Here is a 19,477-nt window from a genome sequence, read left to right on the forward strand (position 1 = left end):
CGTTTGCTCCGTAGCCATAATTAGAGTACACAGCAGAACCGCCGGTCTGGCCTTGTGTCTGACCGGCGGTTCCATGTTCAGGCCGAAGAACGGTGTGCGTTTTTTGTCCCTGTTCGTCCCCCTGTCTCCCTTCGTGGAAGCTGTTCCCGTGGAAACCTGTTCCCGATGAGTGATACCGCCAACAAGGCTTTGCTGCCGACGGGCTTGCGTGATGTGTTGCCGCCGGATGCGGCGCTCGAGGCTGTTGCCGTTAACCGCCTGCTGGGCGTGTTTGCGGCCCATGGCTATGATCGCGTGAAGCCTCCCCTGATCGAATTCGAAGAAAGCCTGCTCGATGGCGTCGGAGCGGTCACCACCAAGGATACATTCCGGGTGATGGACCCCCTCAGCCAGCGCATGATGGGCGTGCGGGCTGACATGACCATTCAGGTTGCCCGCATTGCAACCACCCGGATGGTGCGACATCCCCGTCCCCTGCGCCTGTGCTATGCCGGGCAGGTGCTGCGGGTCAAAGGCTCGCAATTGCGACCGGAACGCCAGTTCACCCAGGCCGGGATCGAGCTGATCGGTGCCGATACCCCGGTGGCCGATGCCGAAGTGATCGGAATGGTGATCCGGGCACTGGATGCCGTTGGTGTGCGGGATGTGTCGGTTGACCTGATGCTGCCGCCGCTGGTGCCGGCGATGTGTGATGCCTTGCAGCTGAGCCCCGAGGCACGCCGGACCCTGCGCGATGCGCTGGATCAAAAGGACGCCGCCGCCGTCAAGGCGATGGGCGGTGATGTGGCCGGGGTGTTCGGTGTCCTGCTGGGCTGCATTGGCGAGGCCGAAGAGGTTCTGAGCCGCTTGCAGGCGATGGATCTGCCCGCCGCCGCTGCCCAGCGCCGGGATACGCTGGCCGAGGTGATTGCCCTGGTGCGCGAAGAGCATCCGGCGGCAACCCTGACCATTGATCCGGTCGAATACCGTGGATTTGAATACCATACCGGCGTCAGCTTCAGCGTGTTCTCACGCGGGGTCAGTGGCGAGCTGGGTCGGGGTGGTCGTTATCGCGCTGGCGAGGCTCAGGAACGGGCCGTCGGGGCGACACTGTCGGTTGATGCCGTTACCGAAGCAATGGAGCCGCTGTCCAGCGGTCCGCGCGTGTTGCTGTCGGTAAAGGACCGCCTGCTGGCCGGGCGGTATCAGACCGATGGCTGGGTGACCCTGAACGCGCTTCAGGATCCGCAGGATTTTGCCGCCGAGGCTCGGCGGTTGGGATGTTCTCATTATTCTGTTGGCGGGGATCTCCACGCCATTAACGACAAGCAGGGATGACACTATGACCAACGTGGTTGTCGTCGGTTCCCAATGGGGCGACGAAGGCAAGGGCAAGGTCGTCGATTGGCTCGCCGCGCGGGCTGATGTGGTGGTGCGTTTTCAGGGGGGGCACAATGCGGGCCATACCCTGGTGATTGATGGCGTCAGCTACAAGCTGAGCCTGTTGCCGTCGGGCGTGGTGCGTGGCACTCCCTCGATCATCGGCAACGGGGTGGTGGTCGATCCGTGGGCGCTGCTGCGGGAAATCGATGCCATTGCCGAAAAGGGTGTGAAAGTCACCCCGGACGTGCTGATGCTGGCCGAAAACGCTGCGCTGATCCTGCCGCTGCACAGCCGTCTGGATCAGGCGCGGGAAGCCGCTGCCGGCAAGGGCAAGATCGGGACCACTGGCCGTGGTATCGGTCCGGCCTACGAAGACAAGGTGGCCCGCCGTGCCATCCGCGTCTGCGATCTGGCCGACGATGCCGCGCTGGACATCAAGATCGACCGCCTGCTGGCCCACCACAATGCCCTGCTGAAGGGTCTGGGTGCCGAACCGGTTGACGCCGATGAGCTGCGTGCGCAGCTCACCGAACTGGCCCCGAAGATCCTGCCGTTCTCGCGGCCGGTGTGGCGTGTGCTGGACGAATACCGCAAGGCTGGCAAGCGCATCCTGTTTGAAGGCGCGCAGGGCACCCTGCTGGATGTCGATCATGGGACTTACCCCTATGTGACCTCCTCGAACACGCTGAGCGGTAACGCGGCGGTCGGGTCGGGCATGGGGCCGGGCGGTATCGGCTATGTGCTGGGGATCACCAAGGCTTACACCACCCGCGTTGGGGAAGGTCCGTTCCCGACCGAACTGTTCGACGAGGTGGGCAACCGTCTGGGCGAGCGCGGCCACGAGTTCGGCACCATCACTGGTCGCAAGCGTCGGTGTGGCTGGTTCGATGCGGTGCTGGTTCGTCAGGCGGTGAAGGTCAGCGGCATCAACGGCATTGCCTTGACCAAGCTGGACGTGCTGGATGGCTTTGACGAGCTGAAGGTGTGCGTCGGCTATCGTCTGAACGGCGAAGTGCTGGACTACTTCCCGGCTGGCATGACGGCGCAGGCGCAGGTCGAGCCGATCTATGAAACCCTCGAAGGCTGGAGCCAGAGCACCGAAGGCGCTCGCAGCTTTGCCGATCTGCCGGCGACGGCGGTCAAGTATGTCCGCCGCATTGAAGAACTGATCGAAGCGCCGGTGGCCCTGCTGTCCACCAGCCCCGAGCGCGAAGATACCATTCTGATGCGCGACCCGTTTACGGATTAACGGGTTCCGCCAACGGGGCGTCGTCTTCGTAGCGGTGCATATGAAAAAAAAGACGAGGGCGGAGAGGAATCTCCGCCCTCGTCTTTTTCGTTTCGTTAACAGCGTGCTAACTGCTTGCCCTGTAGACTGCGCTGCCGTGCAGTATCATGAAGCCGCCGCAGGAAAAGGATGATGCTGTATGGATAAGGTTGTCAGAGCCTGTCTGTCGGGGGCATTATGCCTTTTGGATGGGTGCGACGGCCTGCAATCCCGGTGCTGATGGCGACCGGTTTGTAAGGTTTATGGGGAGGGTGAGAACGCATCATGGCGAGTGATCAGCAAGGATCGGGCACTGCCGGTGCCGCGCTTCTGAAAGAACGCTATGAGATCGACCCGACCCAGCGGCTGCCTGACCTCGATATGCCGCAGGCCGAGGCTTATCATTGCGAAGACCGGCGCGGGTCTGGTCGCTCCCTCTATGCCTTGCTGTGCCGTGCGGACATGCCGCTGCGTGTCGGGGCGATGCGCTCCCTGAAAGGGGTGCAGGTTCCCGGCCTGTTGACGCTGGTTGAATATGGCATCGTTGACTGGTTGCCGGGCCAGCGCCGCCAGATGGCGGTGGTTTATGAACGGCCGAGCGGTGGCCGGGTGCTGCCCAGGCCGGGGCAACGGTTTGATGCCATCCCCGAGGCCCAATTCATCAAACGGGTGATGAAGCCGATCATCCAGGCCCTGCAGGAAATGTCCCAGCGTGGTGTGGTCCACCGGGCGGTTCGCCTCGATAATCTGTTCTGGCATGATCAGACCAAGGAACGGCTGGTTCTGGGGGACTGCGTTACCGCTCCACCGGGCTACAATAACCATGTGGTTTACGAGCCGCTGTACTTCGCCATGGCCAACCCCGAAGGGCGGGGACAGGGTTATTCCAAGGATGACCTGTACAGTCTGGGGATTTGTTTCCTCGGCCTGCTGACCGGGCGGGACCCGGCCCATGGCTGGGAAGACAATGACGTGATCCGGGCCAAGCTGGCCCAGTCGACCTATGCCTCGTTTGCTTCTGACAACCGGGTACCGCTGAACCTGATCGAGGTGATGCGCGGCGTTTTGTGTGACGATTACAAAGAACGCTGGGATCTGGAAAACGTCGATCTGTGGATGAATGGTCGCCGTCTGTCGCCGTTGCAGCCCAAACCGCCCAAGCGGGCGCAGCGCCCGTTCAAGTTTGAAGGCGTTGATTATTTTACCTGTCGCGAGTTGGCCCATGCGATGGCGTCGTCGTGGGATGCGGCATTATCGCCCATTCTCGATGGCCGGGTCGAGGTCTGGCTGCGGCGCGGGATGGAAGACAATGAAACGGCCGATGCCATCTCGGTGGCGGTGCGACTGAGCCAGAGTGGCAGTGAGGCCAAGTCTGGTGGTGATTATACGGTGGCGCGGGTGCTGATCCTGCTCGATCCGGCGGCGCCGCTGCGCTATCGCGAACTTCGGGTCACGCTGGATGGTTTCGGGGCCGCACTGGCTGCGGTGATGATGCAAAAAAAGCAGATCCGCCTGTACGCCGAGGTGCTGGCGCGCGATCTGGCCAAAAACTGGATTGATGCCCAAGGGATCTATTCGCCCGAGCTGGGGCATTTTGAAAACCAGTTCAAGGATTTGACTGCCAATCTGCAGACCCAGATGATCGGGTGGGGCATGGAGCGGTGCGTGTACGAACTGAACGAGCACCTGCACTGCCAAAGCCCGCTGATTGAAAAGGAATACGTCTCGGAAATCCGCGAGCTTCTGCCTGCGCTGGACCGGGTTTCCTTAAAGATTGATCCGAAAACAAAGCCGGTGGATCGTCATATTGCCGCCTATATCGGCTGTAAGTGGGAACGCGATACCAAGGTCCAGTTCCGGGCGCTGAATGAAAATTCGTCCGACCGGCAGATTTTGGGGATGGTCAGCTTGCTGGCGGTGCTGCAATGGCGCCTTGGGCCTCCGGCGTTGCACGGGCTGGCGGGCTGGATTGGCGCACAGTTGGCTCCGATCATTGCGGGCTATCATGGCCGGATGCGGCGCAAGGAGCTGGAAAAGGAAGTCCCCAAGCTGGTGCGCAAGGGGAGCCTGCCCGAGCTTTACAACCTGCTGGACAATCAGGAAGAGCGGCAGCGGGATAATGACGGTTTTGCCTGGGCGAAGGCCGAGTACGCCGCTGCTGACCAGCAGTGCCGCGCGCTGGAGGCCGGAAAGCTGGTGCGGGATGAGCAGGCCGAGATGATCGGGCAGCAGGCGGCGGCGGTGCTGTCGGTCTTTGTTGCGATTGTCACTGTCTGTATTGTGCTGTTTATGAGGATCATGTGATGGCGGCAGCAAAAAGCAAGGCAGCCCCCCCCGGCAGCATCAAACGGAACATCGGCCTGTTGGCTTTGGGTGTGCCGCTGCTGTTTCTGTTTCTGCCGACAGTGGTCTTTCTGGGGATTGCGCTGCTGCCGACCTTTGTGGCTCTGGTGGTGGACCGCAGCGTCAAGCGATACGGCGGGATGACCGTCGGCGGTCTGAATTTCGCCGGAGCGGTACCCTATCTGCTGAACCTGTGGACCGGCGACCATTCGGTGCCCGAGGTTCTGAACATCCTGTCCGATGTTTTTGCCCTGATGACCATTTTTGGCTCGGCTGCGGCGGGCTGGATGATCTTTGCCGCTACCCCTGCGGTGGTGACGACCGTTCTCACCCTGACCTCCAGCCGTCGTCTGGCGGCGTTGCGCAGTCGGCAGAAAGAATTGATCGAAGAGTGGGGCACCGAGGTTACAAAGTCCGCCGAGGATGATTTTGATGCTCCGCCGCCGCCGGGCAAGCCGCGGTGAGGCTGATGGCATCCCGAGGGTTTCTTTCCGGGATGGACCATGAGACAGTCCTGATGTTGTCTGCGACCGCAACCGCTCTGGTGTGAGGGAATGATGAAGACCAGCACGTCGAACCAGCCTTCTCCGCAAGCCGTATCCGAAGACGTCACACGCATTACCGGCCATTTGCCAAACCTCGATCTGGAAATCATCCGCCGGGATGATCCCGAACGGGGCGCTGAAATGGTGACCATCACCATGCGGGCCTATCCTGGCTTTGATGCGGTGGCGCGGGACATTTTGCCTGCGCTGGGAAATCCGGCATTGCTGTGGGCGCAGATGGCTCCGGGGGCGTTGCCGGGGATTCTGACTGGGGCATGTCCGGGGCAGTCTGCGCCGATGGCATCCATGATGAACCCCTTTGCCCTGTGGCAGCAAATGGGGGAACAGGTGATGCAATCGTGGATGCAGGCTGGTATGGGCCTGTGGAGCGGGCAGAACAATCCGTTCCTGCGCATGATGATGGACGCCGCCGGTGCGCCGCTGTGTAGTGCGGGTGAGCGGAAACGGTGACACTCTGGAAACAGGACCGGTTTTGTCCTGTTTCCGACAGTGCAGTGTCGGTTTTGTTTGTATGATTTTAACCTACTGAAATAAAAAGATTTTATCCTGAGGCTCCGTTGGAGGCTGAGGGAAGGACTGATCAGCCTGCAGAGGGCCTCCCGCTGATAACGGGAGGCTTTTTTGTTTTCTTCCAATGGACTGGATAGGTTGTGGGGCTGCGGCAGACCCAACTGAAATAATAGCCATAAAAATAGTACTGGTTTTGTCCCCTATCCGACAAAGACGTCGTGTTTGTCGGGAATGTCGCTGTCGCACAATATAAGAAATATAGTCAAAACAATGAACTAATGGATTGGCACACTCCTTGCTTTGCGGGATGGCAGAACATTCCTGTCAAGGAGGGTCTTCCCCATGGCAAACGTGATTGAAGTAACCGAAGCCGCCAAAGCCGCCATCCGCAAGGTCAAGGGCGAAGCGTCCGGCTTGCGGATTATGGTCTCAGCGGGCGGTTGCGCTGGCTATCAGTACCGGATGGGGCTGGTGTATGGCCCGGAAGAGGGCGACACCGTTCTGAATTTCGGCGATGTGCAGGTGTTCGTCGATGGCCCCAGTGCCTCGCTGATCCAGGGCACGGTGCTGGATTACGTCGAAAGCATTCAGGGGTCGGGCTTTCAGTTCGAAAACCCCAATGCCGAGGGCAAGTGCTCGTGCGGGAAATCCTTCGCCGCCTGAGCTGACCCTGCTGCTGTCATAAAAAAAGACGACACGATTTCTGGAACGAAAGGTCTCCCCCGCGATGTGGAACTACACCGATAAGGTTAAGGACTATTTCTTTGATCCGAAGAATGCCGGGGTGATTGACAACCCCGATGGCGTCGGCGAAGTCGGCTCGATTTCCTGCGGCGATGCGCTGCGGTTGATGATCAAGGTTGACCCCGAAACGATGGTGATCACCGACGCCAAGTTCCAGACCTTTGGCTGCGGTTCGGCCATTGCGTCCTCCTCGGCCCTGACCGAGCTGGTGATCGGCAAGACCATCGACGAGGCCAAAAAGATCACCAATCAGGATATCGCTGATTTCCTCGGTGGCCTGCCGCCGGAAAAGATGCACTGCTCGGTGATGGGCCATGAAGCCCTGCTGGCGGCGATTGCCAACTATACCGGCGAAGAACTGGCCGAAGACGATCACGAAGAAGGCGCGCTGCTGTGCAAGTGCTTCGGGATTGACGAAGGCATGGTGGAACGGGCGGTGCGCGGTAACAAGCTGACCTCGCTGGAACAGCTGACCGCCTATACCAAGGCCGGTGGGGCCTGCAAGACCTGTCACGAAAAGCTGGAAGAAAAGCTGGCCGAAGTGAACGCCGAAATGGTCACCGAAGGCATGCTGACCTCGGCCGAAGCCTTTACGCTGGGCGGGGCCAAGCCGGTCGCCAAGGCGGCTCCGCTGATCCAGATTTCGCCGCTGGCCGCTGAAGCCAAAAAGGCTCAGCCGGTCAAGCCGGGCATGACCAACCTGCAAAAGATCATGATCATCCAGCAGGCGATCGAAGAGCTGCGCCCGCACCTGCAGGCCGACGGCGGCGATGTGGAGCTGGTGGATGTGGACGGAGATTCGGTCTTTGTGCATCTGAAGGGAGCCTGCTCGGGCTGCCAGATGAGCTCGATCACCCTGCAAGGGGTGCAGGGTGCCCTGATGGAAAAGCTGGGTCGTCCGGTGCGGGTGATCCCCGCCGATGCCCGTCGCCTGATGGACGCCTGATGTCCGTCTCCGGGCCAGAGCATGAAAAGGACTGCGGTCATGACCACTGATATCAAGTCGATCTATCTGGACAACAACGCCACCACCCGCTGTGATCCGCGGGTGGTGGAAGAGATGCTGCCGTTCTTCAGCGAGCAGTTCGGCAATCCGTCGTCGATCCACTCCTTTGGCTCGCAGGTCGGTGCCAAGGTGCGCGAGGCGCGGGCGCAGGTGGCTGCCTTGCTGGGGGCCGAGCACGACAGCGAGATCGTGTTCACCTCGGGCGGGACGGAAAGCGACAATGCCGCCATCCTGTCGGCGCTGGACCTGGCCCCGGAACGGCGGGAAATCATCACCACGGCAGTGGAACACCCGGCGATCCTGTCGTTGTGTGATTACCTGAAAAAGCACAAGGACTACACCATCCACATCATCCCGGTTGACAAGCAGGGACGGCTGGATGTGGCGGCCTACAAGGCGGCGCTGTCGGATCGGGTGGCAATTGCCTCGATCATGTATGCCAACAACGAAACCGGTACCCTGTTCCCGGTCGAGGGACTGGCAGAAATGGCCAAGCCCTATGGCATCCTGTTCCACACCGATGCGGTGCAGGCGGTGGGCAAGGTGGCGCTGGACCTGAAAAACAGCGATATCGACATGCTGTCGCTGTCCGGGCACAAGTTGCACGCCCCCAAGGGGATCGGTGCGCTGTACCTGAAGCGCGGCACGCGCTTCCGTCCGCTGATCCGTGGCGGTCATCAGGAACGCGAGCGGCGGGCCGGGACCGAGAACACCACCGGCATCATCGGGCTGGGCAAGGCCTGCGAGTTGGCTCTGACCTACATGGAGCATGAAAATACCGAAGTGGCCCGCCTGCGCGACAAGCTGGAGCAGGGGATCATCAGTCAGGTGTCGCATGCCTTTGTCACTGGCGACGTGCGCAACCGTCTGCCGAACACCACCAACATTGCCTTTGAGTATATCGAAGGCGAAGCCATCCTGCTGTTCCTGAACCGGATGGGGATTGCCGCCTCGTCGGGCTCGGCCTGTACCTCGGGCTCGCTGGAACCCAGCCATGTGCTGCGGGCGATGCAAATTCCCTTCACTGCCGCACACAGCGCCACCCGTTTCTCGCTGTCACGGGAAACCACCGAAGACGAAATCGACTACGTGATTTCCCACGTCCCGGCGATCATCAGCCGCCTGCGGGCGCTGTCGCCGTACTGGGATGGTGACAAGCCGCGCGCGGATGCCTTTCAGCCGGATTACGCCTGATCCTGCCCGGGGGCTGGTCGTTGCCAACGGCGGCGGCTGGCTCCCGGGGGGGCCGCGTTCAGACACAGGGGAGGGGTCAGCGATGCCCCGGAAAAAGTCCCAACCACACTCTCTGGTGATGATTAACGACACCACCCTGCGCGACGGTGAGCAAACCGCCGGGGTGGCGTTCACACGTCAGGAAAAGCTGGCGATTGCCAAGGCGCTGGATGACGCTGGTGTGCCCGAACTGGAAGTCGGCATTCCGGCGATGGGCGATGAGGAACGCGACGGGATTCGGGCGGTGGTCGATCTCGGCTTGCGGGCCACGCCGATTGCCTGGTGCCGTTTGCGCCGCGATGACATTGACCTTGCCGCCGCGTGCGGTGTGCCTGCGGTCAACGTGTCGGTGCCGGTGTCCGATCAGCAGATCAGCGGCAAGCTGAAGCAGACCCGCCCCTGGGTGCTGGAGCAGGTGGACCGCATGGTCCGCCATGCCGCTGGTCTGGGGCTGGCGGTGGCGCTGGGCGGTGAAGACAGCTCGCGGGCGGACCTCGATTTTCTGAAGCAGGTGATCGCCGTGGCGGAACAGGCGGGCGCCCGCCGTTTCCGCTTTGCCGATACTCTGGGGATACTCGACCCGTTCCAGACCCATGCAGCGTTCACCGCCTTGCGGGCGGGCAGCAGTCTGGAACTGGAAATTCACAGCCACGATGATCTTGGGTTGGCAACGGCCAATTCCCTGGCGGCAGTTCTGGGGGGGGCAACCCACGTTTCGACCACCGTCAACGGGCTGGGGGAACGGGCCGGGAATGCGCCGCTGGAAGAAGTGGTGGTGGCCCTGCAACAGGTCTATGGCCGCAGCACCGGCATTGCGCCCAAGGCGCTGCCGATGGTGTCCGAACTGGTGGCTCAGGCCTCTGGCCGTCCGATCCCGGTCAACAAGTCGATTGTCGGGGCCGGGGTGTTTACCCATGAATCCGGCATCCATGTCCATGGACTGCTGGCCGATCCGGCGAATTATCAGGCCCTTGATCCGCATGTGCTGGGGCGGGAACACCAACTGGTGTTGGGCAAGCATTCCGGGCTGGCCGCCATTGATCACGCTTTGGAAGGTTTGGGGCTGGTGGTGGGAAAACCACAGGCCCGCGCCATTCTGGCCCGCGTGCGCGCCCATGCCGAGGCCACCAAGCAGGCACCGACCCCTGCCGACCTGTGCCGCTTTTTCGAGGAAACCCGCCTGATCCGCGATGCGGCGCTGGGCATGATGGACTCCTCGCTGCCACCGTCGGGCGGCCCGTTGGTCTGGCATAGCTGACTTGTTAGAGCATTGTGCGAAAAGTGGGAACCGGTTTTCGCAGCAACAATGCGACAGAACAAAATGTTAGACCAGCGTGCCGGCGTCCGGTTTAACGCACGCTGGTCTAACCTTCTCTTCCCCCCTTCAGGAGACTGCTGACGATGAGCGAATTTCTGCAACAGATGGCCTCCCTGTCCTCGGCCGAGGACTTCTTCAAGGCGCTGGATGTGCCCTATGACGAGCATGTGGTGCGGGTCAACCGCCTGCATATCCTCAAGCGGCTGCACGACTATCTGGGACGGGAAACCCTGAGCGGTCTGAGTGATGCGGCCCTGAAGGCGCTGTATCAGGACAAGCTGGCGCAGGCCCATGCTGACTTTGTGTCATCCGATGCGGTGACCGAGCGGGTGTTCAAGGTGTTTCAGCAGGTCAAGGGGCAGGCCTTCATCGGACTGGATGCCATCGAGCCGTTGCAAAAGGCTGAATGATGCGTCGGTCTTCTCTTTGAGGGTGACGCGCGAACGGGGGGCAGGATCATGCTCCCCGTTTTTTATTGTCGCTGCGGGTCGGGCTTTGTTCCGTTTGAAGGGAAAGCTGTCGCTAATACGACATTTCTGTCGTGTTTGGTCCGGGGTGATGAACGCTTGATCTTCTCTAGAATGATGGATTATATCGTTGATAAATAATGATTTATAAATTTATCCTGAAACTGGAACGCTGTTTGCATTGCTCCCTTCAGAATTTCAAGCCGCTGGCTGAAGGAGTGGGGAATGCACATCGTCGTTTGCATCAAACAGGTACCTGACAGCGCGCAGATCCGCGTTCACCCGGTGACCAACACCATCATGCGTCAGGGCGTGCCGACCATCATCAACCCCTATGACCTGTTTTCACTGGAAGAAGCGTTGCGTCTGCGCGATGCGTTCGGTGGCAAGGTGACGGTCCTGACCATGGGGCCGCCGATGGCCGAAGACTCCCTGCGCAAGGCGTTGGGGATTGGTGCGGATGATGCCGTTCTGCTGACGGACCGGTTCTTTGCCGGGTCTGATACCCTGGCGACCTCGTTCGCGCTGGCGACCGCCATTCAAAAGATCATGGAAACCGAGCCGGTGGACATGGTGTTTGCGGGCAAGCAGACCATTGATGGCGATACTGCACAGGTGGGTCCGGGGATTTGCTGCCGGTTGGGCATGCAGCAGTTGACCTATGTCCAGAAAGTGGAATCGGTCGATCCGGCGAAGCGCGAAATCGTCGTTCATCGCCGCTCCGAGGGGGGCGTGCAGGTCCTGAAGACCTCGCTGCCGTGCATGATTACCATGCTGGAAGGCACCAACCAGATCCGTTACGGCACCATGGATGACATGTTCCGGGCGGCACGGGCTGATGTGCGCGTGTGGTCGGCGGCGGCGGCGGGCATCGAAGACATGACCCGTTGCGGCCTGCGCGGCTCGCCGACGGTGGTGAAGAAGGTCTTTGCCCCCAAGGCGCGCGCCCAGAAGGCCAGGCCGGTGGACGGCGAAGGGGCCGAGGCGCTGGCTGCTGCGGCCATCGAAGCGATCTTCGCCAGCCAGCCCAAGCTGGAAAGCGATCTTCTGAAGCAGTCTGCCGGGTACTGATCGCGCGGCGCAATCAGCAACAGGTCTTTGAAGAGGGGTTCCGAACATGAGCGCAGACAACAAGCCCGCAAGCAGCCGCGCCGGAATGAAGAAGCAGCTTCCCGAAAAGTTCATCAACTACAAGCACGTTTGGGTGTTTGTCGAACTGGAACGCGGGGAAGTCCACCCGGTGTCGTGGGAACTGCTGGGGGAAGGCCGCAAGCTGGCCGACAAGCTGGGCGTGCAACTGGCCGGGGTGGTGATGGGTCCGCCTGCCGCGACCACCCGCGCGGCGGTCGAGGGCTCTTATCGCTATGGCGCCGATACGGTCTATCTGATGGAAGACCCGTTGCTGACCGATTACCGCAACGAGCCGTTCACCAAGGCGATGACCGATCTGGTCAACACCTATCAGCCGGAAATCCTGTTGCTGGGGGCCACCACCCTGGGCCGCGATCTGGCGGGCTCGGTGGCGACCACGCTGGCGACCGGCCTGACTGCCGACTGCACCGAGCTGGCGATTGACGATGAAGGCTCGCTGGCGGCAACCCGCCCGACCTTTGGCGGCTCGCTGCTGTGTACCATTCACACGCTGAACTTCCGCCCGCAGATGGCCACCATCCGCCCGCGCGTGATGGCGATGCCCGAAGCGAAAGACGGCGAGGTGAGTGGCGGGCTGATCGAAGTGCCGCTGAACATGAAAGAAGACGATGTGATCACCAAGATCCTCGACTTCATCGCCGACAACACCACCAACAAGGCGCAGTTGGCCTATGCCGATGTGGTGGTTGCCGGTGGCATGGGGCTGGGCAAGCCGGAAAACTTCAAGCTGGTCAAGGATCTGGCGGAAGTGCTGGGGGCCGAATACGGCGGCTCGCGTCCGCTGGTGCAAAAGGGCTGGATCGACTCGGACCGCCAGATTGGCCAGACCGGCAAGACCATCCGTCCGAAGCTGTACATTGCCGCCGGGATTTCCGGGGCCATCCAGCATCGCGTGGGGGTGGAAGGTGCCGACCTGATCCTGGCAATCAACACTGATCCCAACGCCCCGATCATGGACTTCGCCCATCTCGCCATCATTGGCGATGCGATGACCATTCTGCCCGCCCTGACCGAAGCGTTCCGCAAGCGCCTGTCGGTCAACCGGATGGCCGGTTAACCCCAGTACGGAGATCACCACAATGACCGAGAAATTTGATGCGATCGTGGTTGGTGCCGGTCCTTCGGGGAACGCCGCCGCCTATACCATGGCCAAGGCCGGCCTGAAGGTTTTGCAGATCGAACGGGGGGAGTATCCCGGTTCAAAGAACGTGCAGGGCGCCATCCTGTACGCCGACGCGCTGGAAAAAATCATCCCCGACTTCCGCGAAGATGCGCCGCTGGAACGCCACATCATCGAACAGCGTCTGTGGATGCTGGATGATCAGTCGTACATGGGCACCCACTATCGTTCGGACAAGTTCAACGAAGAACGCCCGAACCGCTACACCATCATCCGCGCCCAGATCGACAAGTGGTTCTCGAAAAAGGTCAAGGAAGCCGGGGCGCTGGTGATCTGTGAAACCACGGTGACCGATCTGCTGAAAGACGCGGCGGGCAAGGTGATCGGGGTGCGTACCGACCGTGAAAACGGTGACATTTTCGCCGACGTGGTGGTTCTGTGCGACGGCGTGAACTCGCTGCTGGCCCAGCGCGCCGGGTTCCGCGCCGAGCTGAAGCCCGAGCATGTGGCGCTGGCGGTGAAGGAAATGCATTTCCTGCCGCGTGACGTGATTGACGAACGTTTTAACGTCAAGGGTGAAGAAGGTGTGGTGATCGAAATCGCCGGCACCGTGACCAGTGGCATGGTCGGGACCGCTTTCATCTACACCAACGGGGAAAGCCTGGCGGTCGGGATTGGCTGTCTGGTGTCGGATTTCAAGAAAACCGGTGAGACCCCCTATGCCCTGCTGGAGCGGTTCAAGAACCATCCGTCGATTGCGCCGCTGCTGAAGGGCTCGGAAGTCAAGGAATATGCTGCTCACCTGATCCCGGAAGGCGGTTATAAGGCCATTCCCAAGGTCTATGGCGACGGCTGGATGATCTGCGGCGATGCCGGGCAGTTCGTCAACGCCCTGCACCGCGAAGGCTCCAACATGGCGATGACCACTGGCCGTCTGGCGGCGGAAACGGTGATGGCGCTGAAGGAGGCGGGCAAGCCGATGACCGACGCCAATCTGGCGGCCTACCGGCGCTCGCTGGAAGAAAGCTTCGTGATCAAGGACCTGAAGAAATACAAGGACCTGCCGGAGTTCCTGCACAAGAACACCCAGTTCTTCAGCGATTATCCGAACCTGCTGTCCAAGGCAGCCGAAACCTGGTTCCGCGTGGACGGGATCGACAAGAAGACCAAGGAAGGCCAGATGGTTCGTGGCTTTGTCAAGGCGCGCGGCTGGAGGGGCCTGCTTGGCGATGCTGTCAAGCTTGCCCGAGCCTGGCGCTAAAGCAAATCCCGAGCAGATGGCTCCATCTGCGACGACGTATTTGCTGAAAATACAATGCGTTAGAGCATTTGGAGTGATCCAGGGAGAACGGAAAATGCTCTAACGCAAACTCGCTGTTCTTATCGGAGGCTCGGCCATGACCGTCCAGATCAAAGTTGAAGACAAGCTCTATCAGAACCGTTACCGCGTCGATGAAGGACGCCCGCACATCGCCATCAAGGATGCCGCCAAGTGCCAGAGCTGCACCGACAAGGCCTGCACCACCGCGTGCCCGGCGGCGTGTTATGCGGCGGAAGACGGCGGGGTGACGGCGACGTTTGATGGTTGTCTGGAATGTGGAACCTGTCGTGTGATCTGTCAGGAAAACAGCAATATCGACTGGTTCTATCCCCGTGGAGGGTACGGAATTCTCTACAAGTTCGGCTGATCTCCGGCGCTCTGTCGTGCGTCGGTGATGGGTGAACTTTTAGAGTGTGGCGTGGCGGTTGGTCTTGGGGGAGCGGCCGCCACGCTTCTTTGCGTGTTGTATGTCTTAAGATGTAGGGAACAGTTTCATTTGTATATTTTAATTGTTGTGAATTATGGCGAATGCTAGGATGCCCTATCATACTCTATAGAAGAGGCTGCTGTTATGGGCGCCGGTTTTTTTAAGGGACAAACATTTCGTATTCACTTGTTGACAATATTTTTGTCAATTCTCTTTATTATTTGTGGCGCGCTGGTAACAATTAATGTCTATATGGGGCGCGATGCAGCCATCACGGTGGCGGAGCGCCACATGGGAACGGCCATTGAAAGTATCTCTGAGAGAACCCAGGGCCTTTTTCGCGAAATACAGACATTCGTAAGGACAGCATCCGCCATGCGGGCACTCAGCATGCCGCCGGGAGTGGATGGGCATGTGATGTTGCCAATGCTTCTGGAGGCCATTCACAGTCTGAATGATGTCGATGGAATGTTTATTGGCTATGCGGATGGCAGCTTTTTGCATTTGGTTGACCTTGCCGATGCACCGGCGTGGCGCGAGCGCCTGCAGGCACCAGCCGAGGCTTCGCTGGCGGTGAGGACAATCCTTACCGATGAAAATGGCAAACGCATTTCCCGCTGGACGTTCTTTAATGCCGATGAACGTTTTGTCGCGGATGGGCCGACGGAAGAGGCCTCTTATGATCCACGGGGACGGCCATGGTACAAGGCTGCTTTGGATGTTGATGGTTTGGCATGGTCTGCGCCTTATGTGTTCGCCACCACCGGGCAAGTGGGGTTGACCGTATCCCGTCTGGTCGAAGGTGGTGGGGCGGTGATCGGTGTCGATATTACCCTTGATCAACTGTCGCAGTTCCTGGGGCAGCAAAAGATTTCCCGCTCCTCTGTTGCCGCAATCTTTAACCGCAGCGGCAACCTGTTGGTCCATCCTCAGCTCAAGGACTTTACCTTTAGTAATATTCAGACGCCCTATGGACAAAGTACGGCGATCATTATTGCAGATAATGATGATCATCTGATGAAGTCTGTCTATGATCTGAACCGGGAGAATGGGTGGATCAAGTCTCCCAGCTATGCCTTCAGCGTGGATGGGGAAAATTATATCGGGTCTTCGCTGCCGCTGCCGTCAGAAATTGGCAACGGGATGGTGCTGACCATCTCGGCGCCGATCAGCGAAATCACTGCCAATGTCGATAAAATTACGCGGGTGACGCTGTTCTTTTCCTTGTTGATCGTTCTGGTGTCGATCCCCCTGGTGGCGTATGTGGCGCGCAGTGTCAGTCAGTCCCTGACCGCTCTGGCGGCCGAGGCCGAACGTTTGCCACTGATGGACAATTCGGCACCGGCGCGCGTTTCCTCCAGAATTCGGGAGATCGGCAAGCTGGCCGAGGCACTGGCAACCTCAAAGGCCGCCTTGAATACGTTTGGGCGTTATGTTCCAAAATCACTGGTACGCAAGATTGTCCAGTCGGGGGAAGAGCCGGTACTGGGAGGAGAACGCCGGATGGCGACCTTCCTGTTCACTGACATCGAGGGATTTACCACCATTTCCGAAGAAATCCGGCCAGAGGAACTGATCGAGAGGCTATCCCGCTATTTCAGCCATATTTCACATGTGATCCACGATAATGGCGGGACCATCAACAAGTACATCGGCGATGCGGTGATGGCGATGTGGAATGCGCCCGAGCTGTGTGATAACCATGCCGCAGCAGCCTGTCGGGCTGCCTTGCAGGCCCGCGACATTGTTGAGCGGTTCAACCACGACCTGATTGCTGCCGGAGAACCACCGTTCCGGACCCGCTTTGGAGTGCATTGCGGGGATGTGGTTGTTGGTCACATCGGCGATAATGACCATATCGAATACACGGCGCTGGGAGATGCGGTGAACGTTTCGGCTCGCCTGGAGGGGCTGAACAAGACCTATGGCACGACCATTCTGGTCAGCGAAGCGGTTGTGGCCGAGCTGGGGGATGAGTTCGAGACCCGTTTCGTTGCTGCCGTTGCACCCAAAGGGCGCGCTGCCGAGGTCCGTGTCTATGAGCTGGTTTCCGCGCGATCGGTGGTGGCCTCTGTGTCGATGGGGGCGGCCGTCTGACGAGGACGCAGTATATCAGCCTGTGGTGGGTTGGTCAGGATGATGGAAGGTTGCCTTTCGCCTTTGCTTTCCCTGCCTGTCCACGTTTTTTGCTTCGTTTGCCCGCCACCTCCACCAGCCGCCGGAATGTCGGGCATTCCATGTGCGTCGGTGCGCGACAGTCTGCAACATGGCGGAGAGTGTCGCGCAATGCGGTCAGCTCGTGGATGTGCTGGTCGATTTCATCGGCCTTCTGGTGAAGAATGTCGCGCGGCAGGTTCGGCATGCCGTTCCGACCGAACATTCCGGCGATTTCGTCCAGCGAAAATCCGGCCGATTTCCCCATCGAAATCAATTTGAGCTGCAACAGGACCTCGGGCGGGAACTGTCGGCGCAAGCCATGCCGTGAGACCGAGGTAATCAGCCCGGCCTCCTCATAATAGCGCAGCGCCGAGGGCTTGAGTCCGCTTTGTGCCGCGACCTCTCCGATATCCAGAAATTTCATGCTTGACCTCAACTTGGCTTGAAGTGGCAGCCTGCTTCAGAACCATACTTCAGGCAAGAGGACAAAATGATGGAGCAGGCTGAACAACAGCGGGCGATGGGAGCGCAAACGGGGATCATGGTGGCTTTGGCCTTGGCGATGCTGCTGGCCTCGCTCGGTACCAGTATCGCCAATATCGCATTGCCGACGCTGATCGAGGCATTTTCGGCACCGTTCGCGCAGGTGCAGAGTGTCGTGATTTCCTATCTTGCGGCCTTGACCGTCTCGACGGTCATCGCCGGGCGCCTTGGTGACACCTATGGGCTGAAACGCACGCTGGTCGGGGGGCTGATCGTTTTTGCAACCGCGTCCATTCTGTGCGCGGTTGCGCAGAATTTATGGTTCCTGAGTGCTGCCCGGGCCTTGCAAGGCGTCGGAGCGGCCTTTCTCATGACCCTTGCCATGGCATTAATGCGCCAGACAGCGAGCGAAACGCGCGTTGGTCGGGCAATGGGGCTGCTGGGTACCGTCTCGGCATTGGGAACGGCGCTTGGTCCTTCGCTGGGTGGCTTGCTGATTCCGGTGACGGGATGGCCGGGCATCTTTTGGGTGCAGGTTCCGTTGGCAATGCTTGCCCTGATCCTTGCCCTCATCACCCTGCCGGGTGGGTTTGTCGGACGGGAAACAAAGGAAAAGGCGCGATCCACCCTCCGGTGGTTCATGGTGGATGGGGGCCTTGTGCGCAATCTTGCCATCAACATTCTGGTGGCTGCCGTCATGATGACGACGCTGGTGGTCGGCCCGTTCTATCTCGTCCTTGCCCTTGGGCTGGAGGCGAGGCAAACCGGGCTGATCATGGCGGTTGGCCCCGTTATTTCCATTGTCAGCGGGATTCCTGCCGGTCGGCTGGTTGATGTCTGGGGACGTGATCCCGTGTTGGCCCTCGGGTTGATCCTGCTGATGGTGGGGGCGTTGTTGCTGGCTTTTGTGCCGAATATGATGGGGGCCATCGGCTATCTGTTGTCCATCAGCGTGCTGACGCCGGGCTATCAGCTTTTTCAGGCGGCCAACAATACGGCCGCGTTGGCCGATGTGCCGAAAGATCAGCGCGGTACTGTTTCCGGCCTGCTCACCCTGTCGCGCAATGTCGGCCTGATAGCGGGAGCATCGTTGATGGGCGCTGTTTTTACCTTTGGCGTTGGAAGCGGGCCGCTTACTGCTGCAACGGCTCCGGATGTCGCTGCCGGAATGCGGCTGACGTTTCTTTTGGCTGGCGCCATGATGATAGCCGCAATCGGGATTGCCTTTGGTCCTTCTTTCGGCACAGATCGGCGCAATGCTGTGGTCAGCCATCGACAGGATGTTGTGGGCCCTCGAGCAACAGTTGATAAAACGCCAGATCCAGCCAGCGACCAAACTTGAAGCCGACCTGAGGCATGGTGCCAACGTGCTGAAAGCCGAGGCTTTGGTGCAAGGCGACGCTGCCGCTATTGGCAGCGTCAATGGCACCGACCACCGCATGAAAGCCCTGTGAATGGGCGGCACCGATGATTTCGCGCATCAAAATACGCCCCACTCCGTGGCCCCGGTGGTCTTTGTGGACATAGACCGAGTGTTCGACGGTGTATTTGTAGGCCGGAAATGCCCGGAATGCACCATAACTGCCAAAGCCAATCAGCGCACCGTCGTCATTCTCAATGCCAATGACGGGAAAATGCCCGGCGGTCTTGGCGGCGAACCAGCTCCGCATGGTGTCCATGGTTCGTGGTTGATAGTCGTAGAGGGCGGTCGAGGTGAGAATGGCGTCGTTAAAGATATCCAGAATTTGGCTGGCGTGGCGGTCAAAGGTGCAGGCCACAATGGTCTGATTGCTCATGGTGACTTTCCTGAAGTGGGCGTGTGCCGCAGCGGGTCTGGAGCATTGTGCGTTAAATGTGGCGCCACAGTACACGACAGTTGGTAAGTAAAGTGCAGGCTGCCGCCTGAAACCACTTGGGGCCTGAGGCCCCAAACCCCCATTTTTTCTTTCAATATCAATTCAATGGGGCCCGGGGCCTCAAGGCCCCGGCGAGGTGTGGAGC

18 protein-coding genes are annotated in these 19,477 nt (G+C 59.9%); 16 read left to right on the forward strand and 2 right to left on the reverse strand.

Annotation, left to right across the window (positions count from 1 at the left end; translation table 11 throughout):
- Positions 1-165: 165 nt before the first annotated feature.
- The 15 genes from BW995_RS02025 (at position 166) to BW995_RS02095 (ending at position 16,933) form a co-directional block, all read left to right on the forward strand.
- On the forward strand, positions 166-1,317 hold the full coding sequence (locus BW995_RS02025) for an ATP phosphoribosyltransferase regulatory subunit (RefSeq protein WP_076398426.1): 1,152 nt from the start codon (positions 166-168) through the stop codon (positions 1,315-1,317).
- A 4-nt stretch (positions 1,318-1,321) separates the two neighbouring features.
- Entirely contained in the window at positions 1,322-2,611 is a 1,290-nt protein-coding gene (locus BW995_RS02030) for an adenylosuccinate synthase (protein ID WP_076398428.1), read from the forward strand.
- Between the two features lie 303 nt (positions 2,612-2,914).
- Complete coding sequence (locus BW995_RS02035) at positions 2,915-4,933, forward strand: protein kinase domain-containing protein (protein WP_076398429.1); 2,019 nt, start codon at positions 2,915-2,917, stop codon at positions 4,931-4,933.
- Positions 4,933-5,436 (forward strand): hypothetical protein, encoded by a 504-nt coding sequence (locus tag BW995_RS02040; RefSeq protein WP_076398431.1) that lies wholly within the window; start codon positions 4,933-4,935, stop codon positions 5,434-5,436. The genes BW995_RS02035 and BW995_RS02040 overlap by 1 nt, the downstream gene beginning before the upstream one ends.
- A 90-nt stretch (positions 5,437-5,526) precedes the next feature.
- A complete protein-coding gene (locus BW995_RS02045) occupies positions 5,527-5,988 on the forward strand; it encodes a hypothetical protein (protein ID WP_076398433.1) in 462 nt (153 codons plus the stop codon).
- A 402-nt stretch (positions 5,989-6,390) separates the two neighbouring features.
- Positions 6,391-6,711, forward strand: coding sequence for a HesB/IscA family protein (locus BW995_RS02050; RefSeq protein WP_139332717.1), 321 nt, complete (start codon positions 6,391-6,393; stop codon positions 6,709-6,711).
- Between the two features lie 64 nt (positions 6,712-6,775).
- Positions 6,776-7,738 carry a Fe-S cluster assembly protein NifU gene (gene nifU, locus BW995_RS02055; RefSeq protein WP_076398434.1) on the forward strand — a complete coding sequence of 321 codons (963 nt, stop codon included), beginning with the start codon at positions 6,776-6,778 and terminating at the stop codon, positions 7,736-7,738.
- Positions 7,739-7,777: 39 nt separating this feature from the next.
- Positions 7,778-8,992 (forward strand): cysteine desulfurase NifS, encoded by a 1,215-nt coding sequence (gene nifS, locus BW995_RS02060; RefSeq protein ID WP_076398436.1) that lies wholly within the window; start codon positions 7,778-7,780, stop codon positions 8,990-8,992.
- A gap of 82 nt (positions 8,993-9,074) precedes the next feature.
- Positions 9,075-10,289: a homocitrate synthase gene (gene nifV, locus BW995_RS02065; protein ID WP_076398437.1), complete on the forward strand. Its 1,215-nt coding sequence runs from the start codon at positions 9,075-9,077 to the stop codon at positions 10,287-10,289.
- A gap of 143 nt (positions 10,290-10,432) precedes the next feature.
- Positions 10,433-10,759 carry a nitrogenase-stabilizing/protective protein NifW gene (nifW, locus tag BW995_RS02070; protein ID WP_076398439.1) on the forward strand — a complete coding sequence of 109 codons (327 nt, stop codon included), beginning with the start codon at positions 10,433-10,435 and terminating at the stop codon, positions 10,757-10,759.
- Between the two features lie 282 nt (positions 10,760-11,041).
- The gene (locus BW995_RS02075) at positions 11,042-11,887 is read left to right on the forward strand and encodes an electron transfer flavoprotein subunit beta/FixA family protein (RefSeq protein ID WP_076398441.1); all 846 of its coding nucleotides are present in this window, start codon (positions 11,042-11,044) and stop codon (positions 11,885-11,887) included.
- A gap of 46 nt (positions 11,888-11,933) precedes the next feature.
- Positions 11,934-13,025, forward strand: coding sequence for an electron transfer flavoprotein subunit alpha/FixB family protein (locus BW995_RS02080; RefSeq protein WP_076398442.1), 1,092 nt, complete (start codon positions 11,934-11,936; stop codon positions 13,023-13,025).
- 22 nt (positions 13,026-13,047) lie between these two features.
- Complete coding sequence (locus BW995_RS02085) at positions 13,048-14,349, forward strand: FAD-dependent monooxygenase (RefSeq protein ID WP_076398444.1); 1,302 nt, start codon at positions 13,048-13,050, stop codon at positions 14,347-14,349.
- Positions 14,350-14,485: 136 nt separating this feature from the next.
- Entirely contained in the window at positions 14,486-14,776 is a 291-nt protein-coding gene (locus tag BW995_RS02090) for a ferredoxin family protein (RefSeq protein ID WP_076398445.1), read from the forward strand.
- A gap of 204 nt (positions 14,777-14,980) precedes the next feature.
- Complete coding sequence (locus BW995_RS02095) at positions 14,981-16,933, forward strand: adenylate/guanylate cyclase domain-containing protein (RefSeq protein WP_084194505.1); 1,953 nt, start codon at positions 14,981-14,983, stop codon at positions 16,931-16,933.
- 34 nt (positions 16,934-16,967) lie between these two features.
- On the opposite strand, the gene BW995_RS02100 is transcribed toward BW995_RS02095, so the two are convergent.
- Positions 16,968-17,417, reverse strand: coding sequence for a helix-turn-helix domain-containing protein (locus tag BW995_RS02100; RefSeq protein WP_076398448.1), 450 nt, complete (start codon positions 17,415-17,417; stop codon positions 16,968-16,970).
- A 66-nt stretch (positions 17,418-17,483) separates the two neighbouring features.
- Here BW995_RS02100 and BW995_RS02105 point away from each other — a divergent pair, with 66 nt between their 5' ends.
- Complete coding sequence (locus BW995_RS02105; protein WP_245821210.1) at positions 17,484-18,818, forward strand: MFS transporter; 1,335 nt, start codon at positions 17,484-17,486, stop codon at positions 18,816-18,818.
- Here BW995_RS02105 and BW995_RS02110 read toward each other — a convergent pair.
- Complete coding sequence (locus tag BW995_RS02110; RefSeq protein WP_076398450.1) at positions 18,742-19,272, reverse strand: GNAT family N-acetyltransferase; 531 nt, start codon at positions 19,270-19,272, stop codon at positions 18,742-18,744. The two genes, BW995_RS02105 and BW995_RS02110, sit on opposite strands and share 77 nt — an antisense overlap.
- Between the last annotated feature and the right edge of the window lie 205 nt (positions 19,273-19,477).

This window comes from Insolitispirillum peregrinum, from assembly GCF_900156605.1.
GTDB classification, from domain to species: domain Bacteria; phylum Pseudomonadota; class Alphaproteobacteria; order Rhodospirillales; family Rhodospirillaceae; genus Insolitispirillum; species Insolitispirillum peregrinum.

Coding starts and splice junctions, on each gene's coding strand:
- BW995_RS02025 (WP_076398426.1), top strand. CDS start 166: ATGAGTGATACCGCCAACAAGGCTTTGCTGCCGACGGGCTTGCGTGAT.
- BW995_RS02030 (WP_076398428.1), top strand. CDS start 1,322: ATGACCAACGTGGTTGTCGTCGGTTCCCAATGGGGCGACGAAGGCAAG.
- BW995_RS02035 (WP_076398429.1), top strand. CDS start 2,915: ATGGCGAGTGATCAGCAAGGATCGGGCACTGCCGGTGCCGCGCTTCTG.
- BW995_RS02040 (WP_076398431.1), top strand. CDS start 4,933: ATGGCGGCAGCAAAAAGCAAGGCAGCCCCCCCCGGCAGCATCAAACGG.
- BW995_RS02045 (WP_076398433.1), top strand. CDS start 5,527: ATGATGAAGACCAGCACGTCGAACCAGCCTTCTCCGCAAGCCGTATCC.
- BW995_RS02050 (WP_139332717.1), top strand. CDS start 6,391: ATGGCAAACGTGATTGAAGTAACCGAAGCCGCCAAAGCCGCCATCCGC.
- nifU (WP_076398434.1), top strand. CDS start 6,776: ATGTGGAACTACACCGATAAGGTTAAGGACTATTTCTTTGATCCGAAG.
- nifS (WP_076398436.1), top strand. CDS start 7,778: ATGACCACTGATATCAAGTCGATCTATCTGGACAACAACGCCACCACC.
- nifV (WP_076398437.1), top strand. CDS start 9,075: ATGCCCCGGAAAAAGTCCCAACCACACTCTCTGGTGATGATTAACGAC.
- nifW (WP_076398439.1), top strand. CDS start 10,433: ATGAGCGAATTTCTGCAACAGATGGCCTCCCTGTCCTCGGCCGAGGAC.
- BW995_RS02075 (WP_076398441.1), top strand. CDS start 11,042: ATGCACATCGTCGTTTGCATCAAACAGGTACCTGACAGCGCGCAGATC.
- BW995_RS02080 (WP_076398442.1), top strand. CDS start 11,934: ATGAGCGCAGACAACAAGCCCGCAAGCAGCCGCGCCGGAATGAAGAAG.
- BW995_RS02085 (WP_076398444.1), top strand. CDS start 13,048: ATGACCGAGAAATTTGATGCGATCGTGGTTGGTGCCGGTCCTTCGGGG.
- BW995_RS02090 (WP_076398445.1), top strand. CDS start 14,486: ATGACCGTCCAGATCAAAGTTGAAGACAAGCTCTATCAGAACCGTTAC.
- BW995_RS02095 (WP_084194505.1), top strand. CDS start 14,981: ATGGGCGCCGGTTTTTTTAAGGGACAAACATTTCGTATTCACTTGTTG.
- BW995_RS02100 (WP_076398448.1), bottom strand. CDS start 17,417: ATGAAATTTCTGGATATCGGAGAGGTCGCGGCACAAAGCGGACTCAAG.
- BW995_RS02105 (WP_245821210.1), top strand. CDS start 17,484: ATGATGGAGCAGGCTGAACAACAGCGGGCGATGGGAGCGCAAACGGGG.
- BW995_RS02110 (WP_076398450.1), bottom strand. CDS start 19,272: ATGAGCAATCAGACCATTGTGGCCTGCACCTTTGACCGCCACGCCAGC.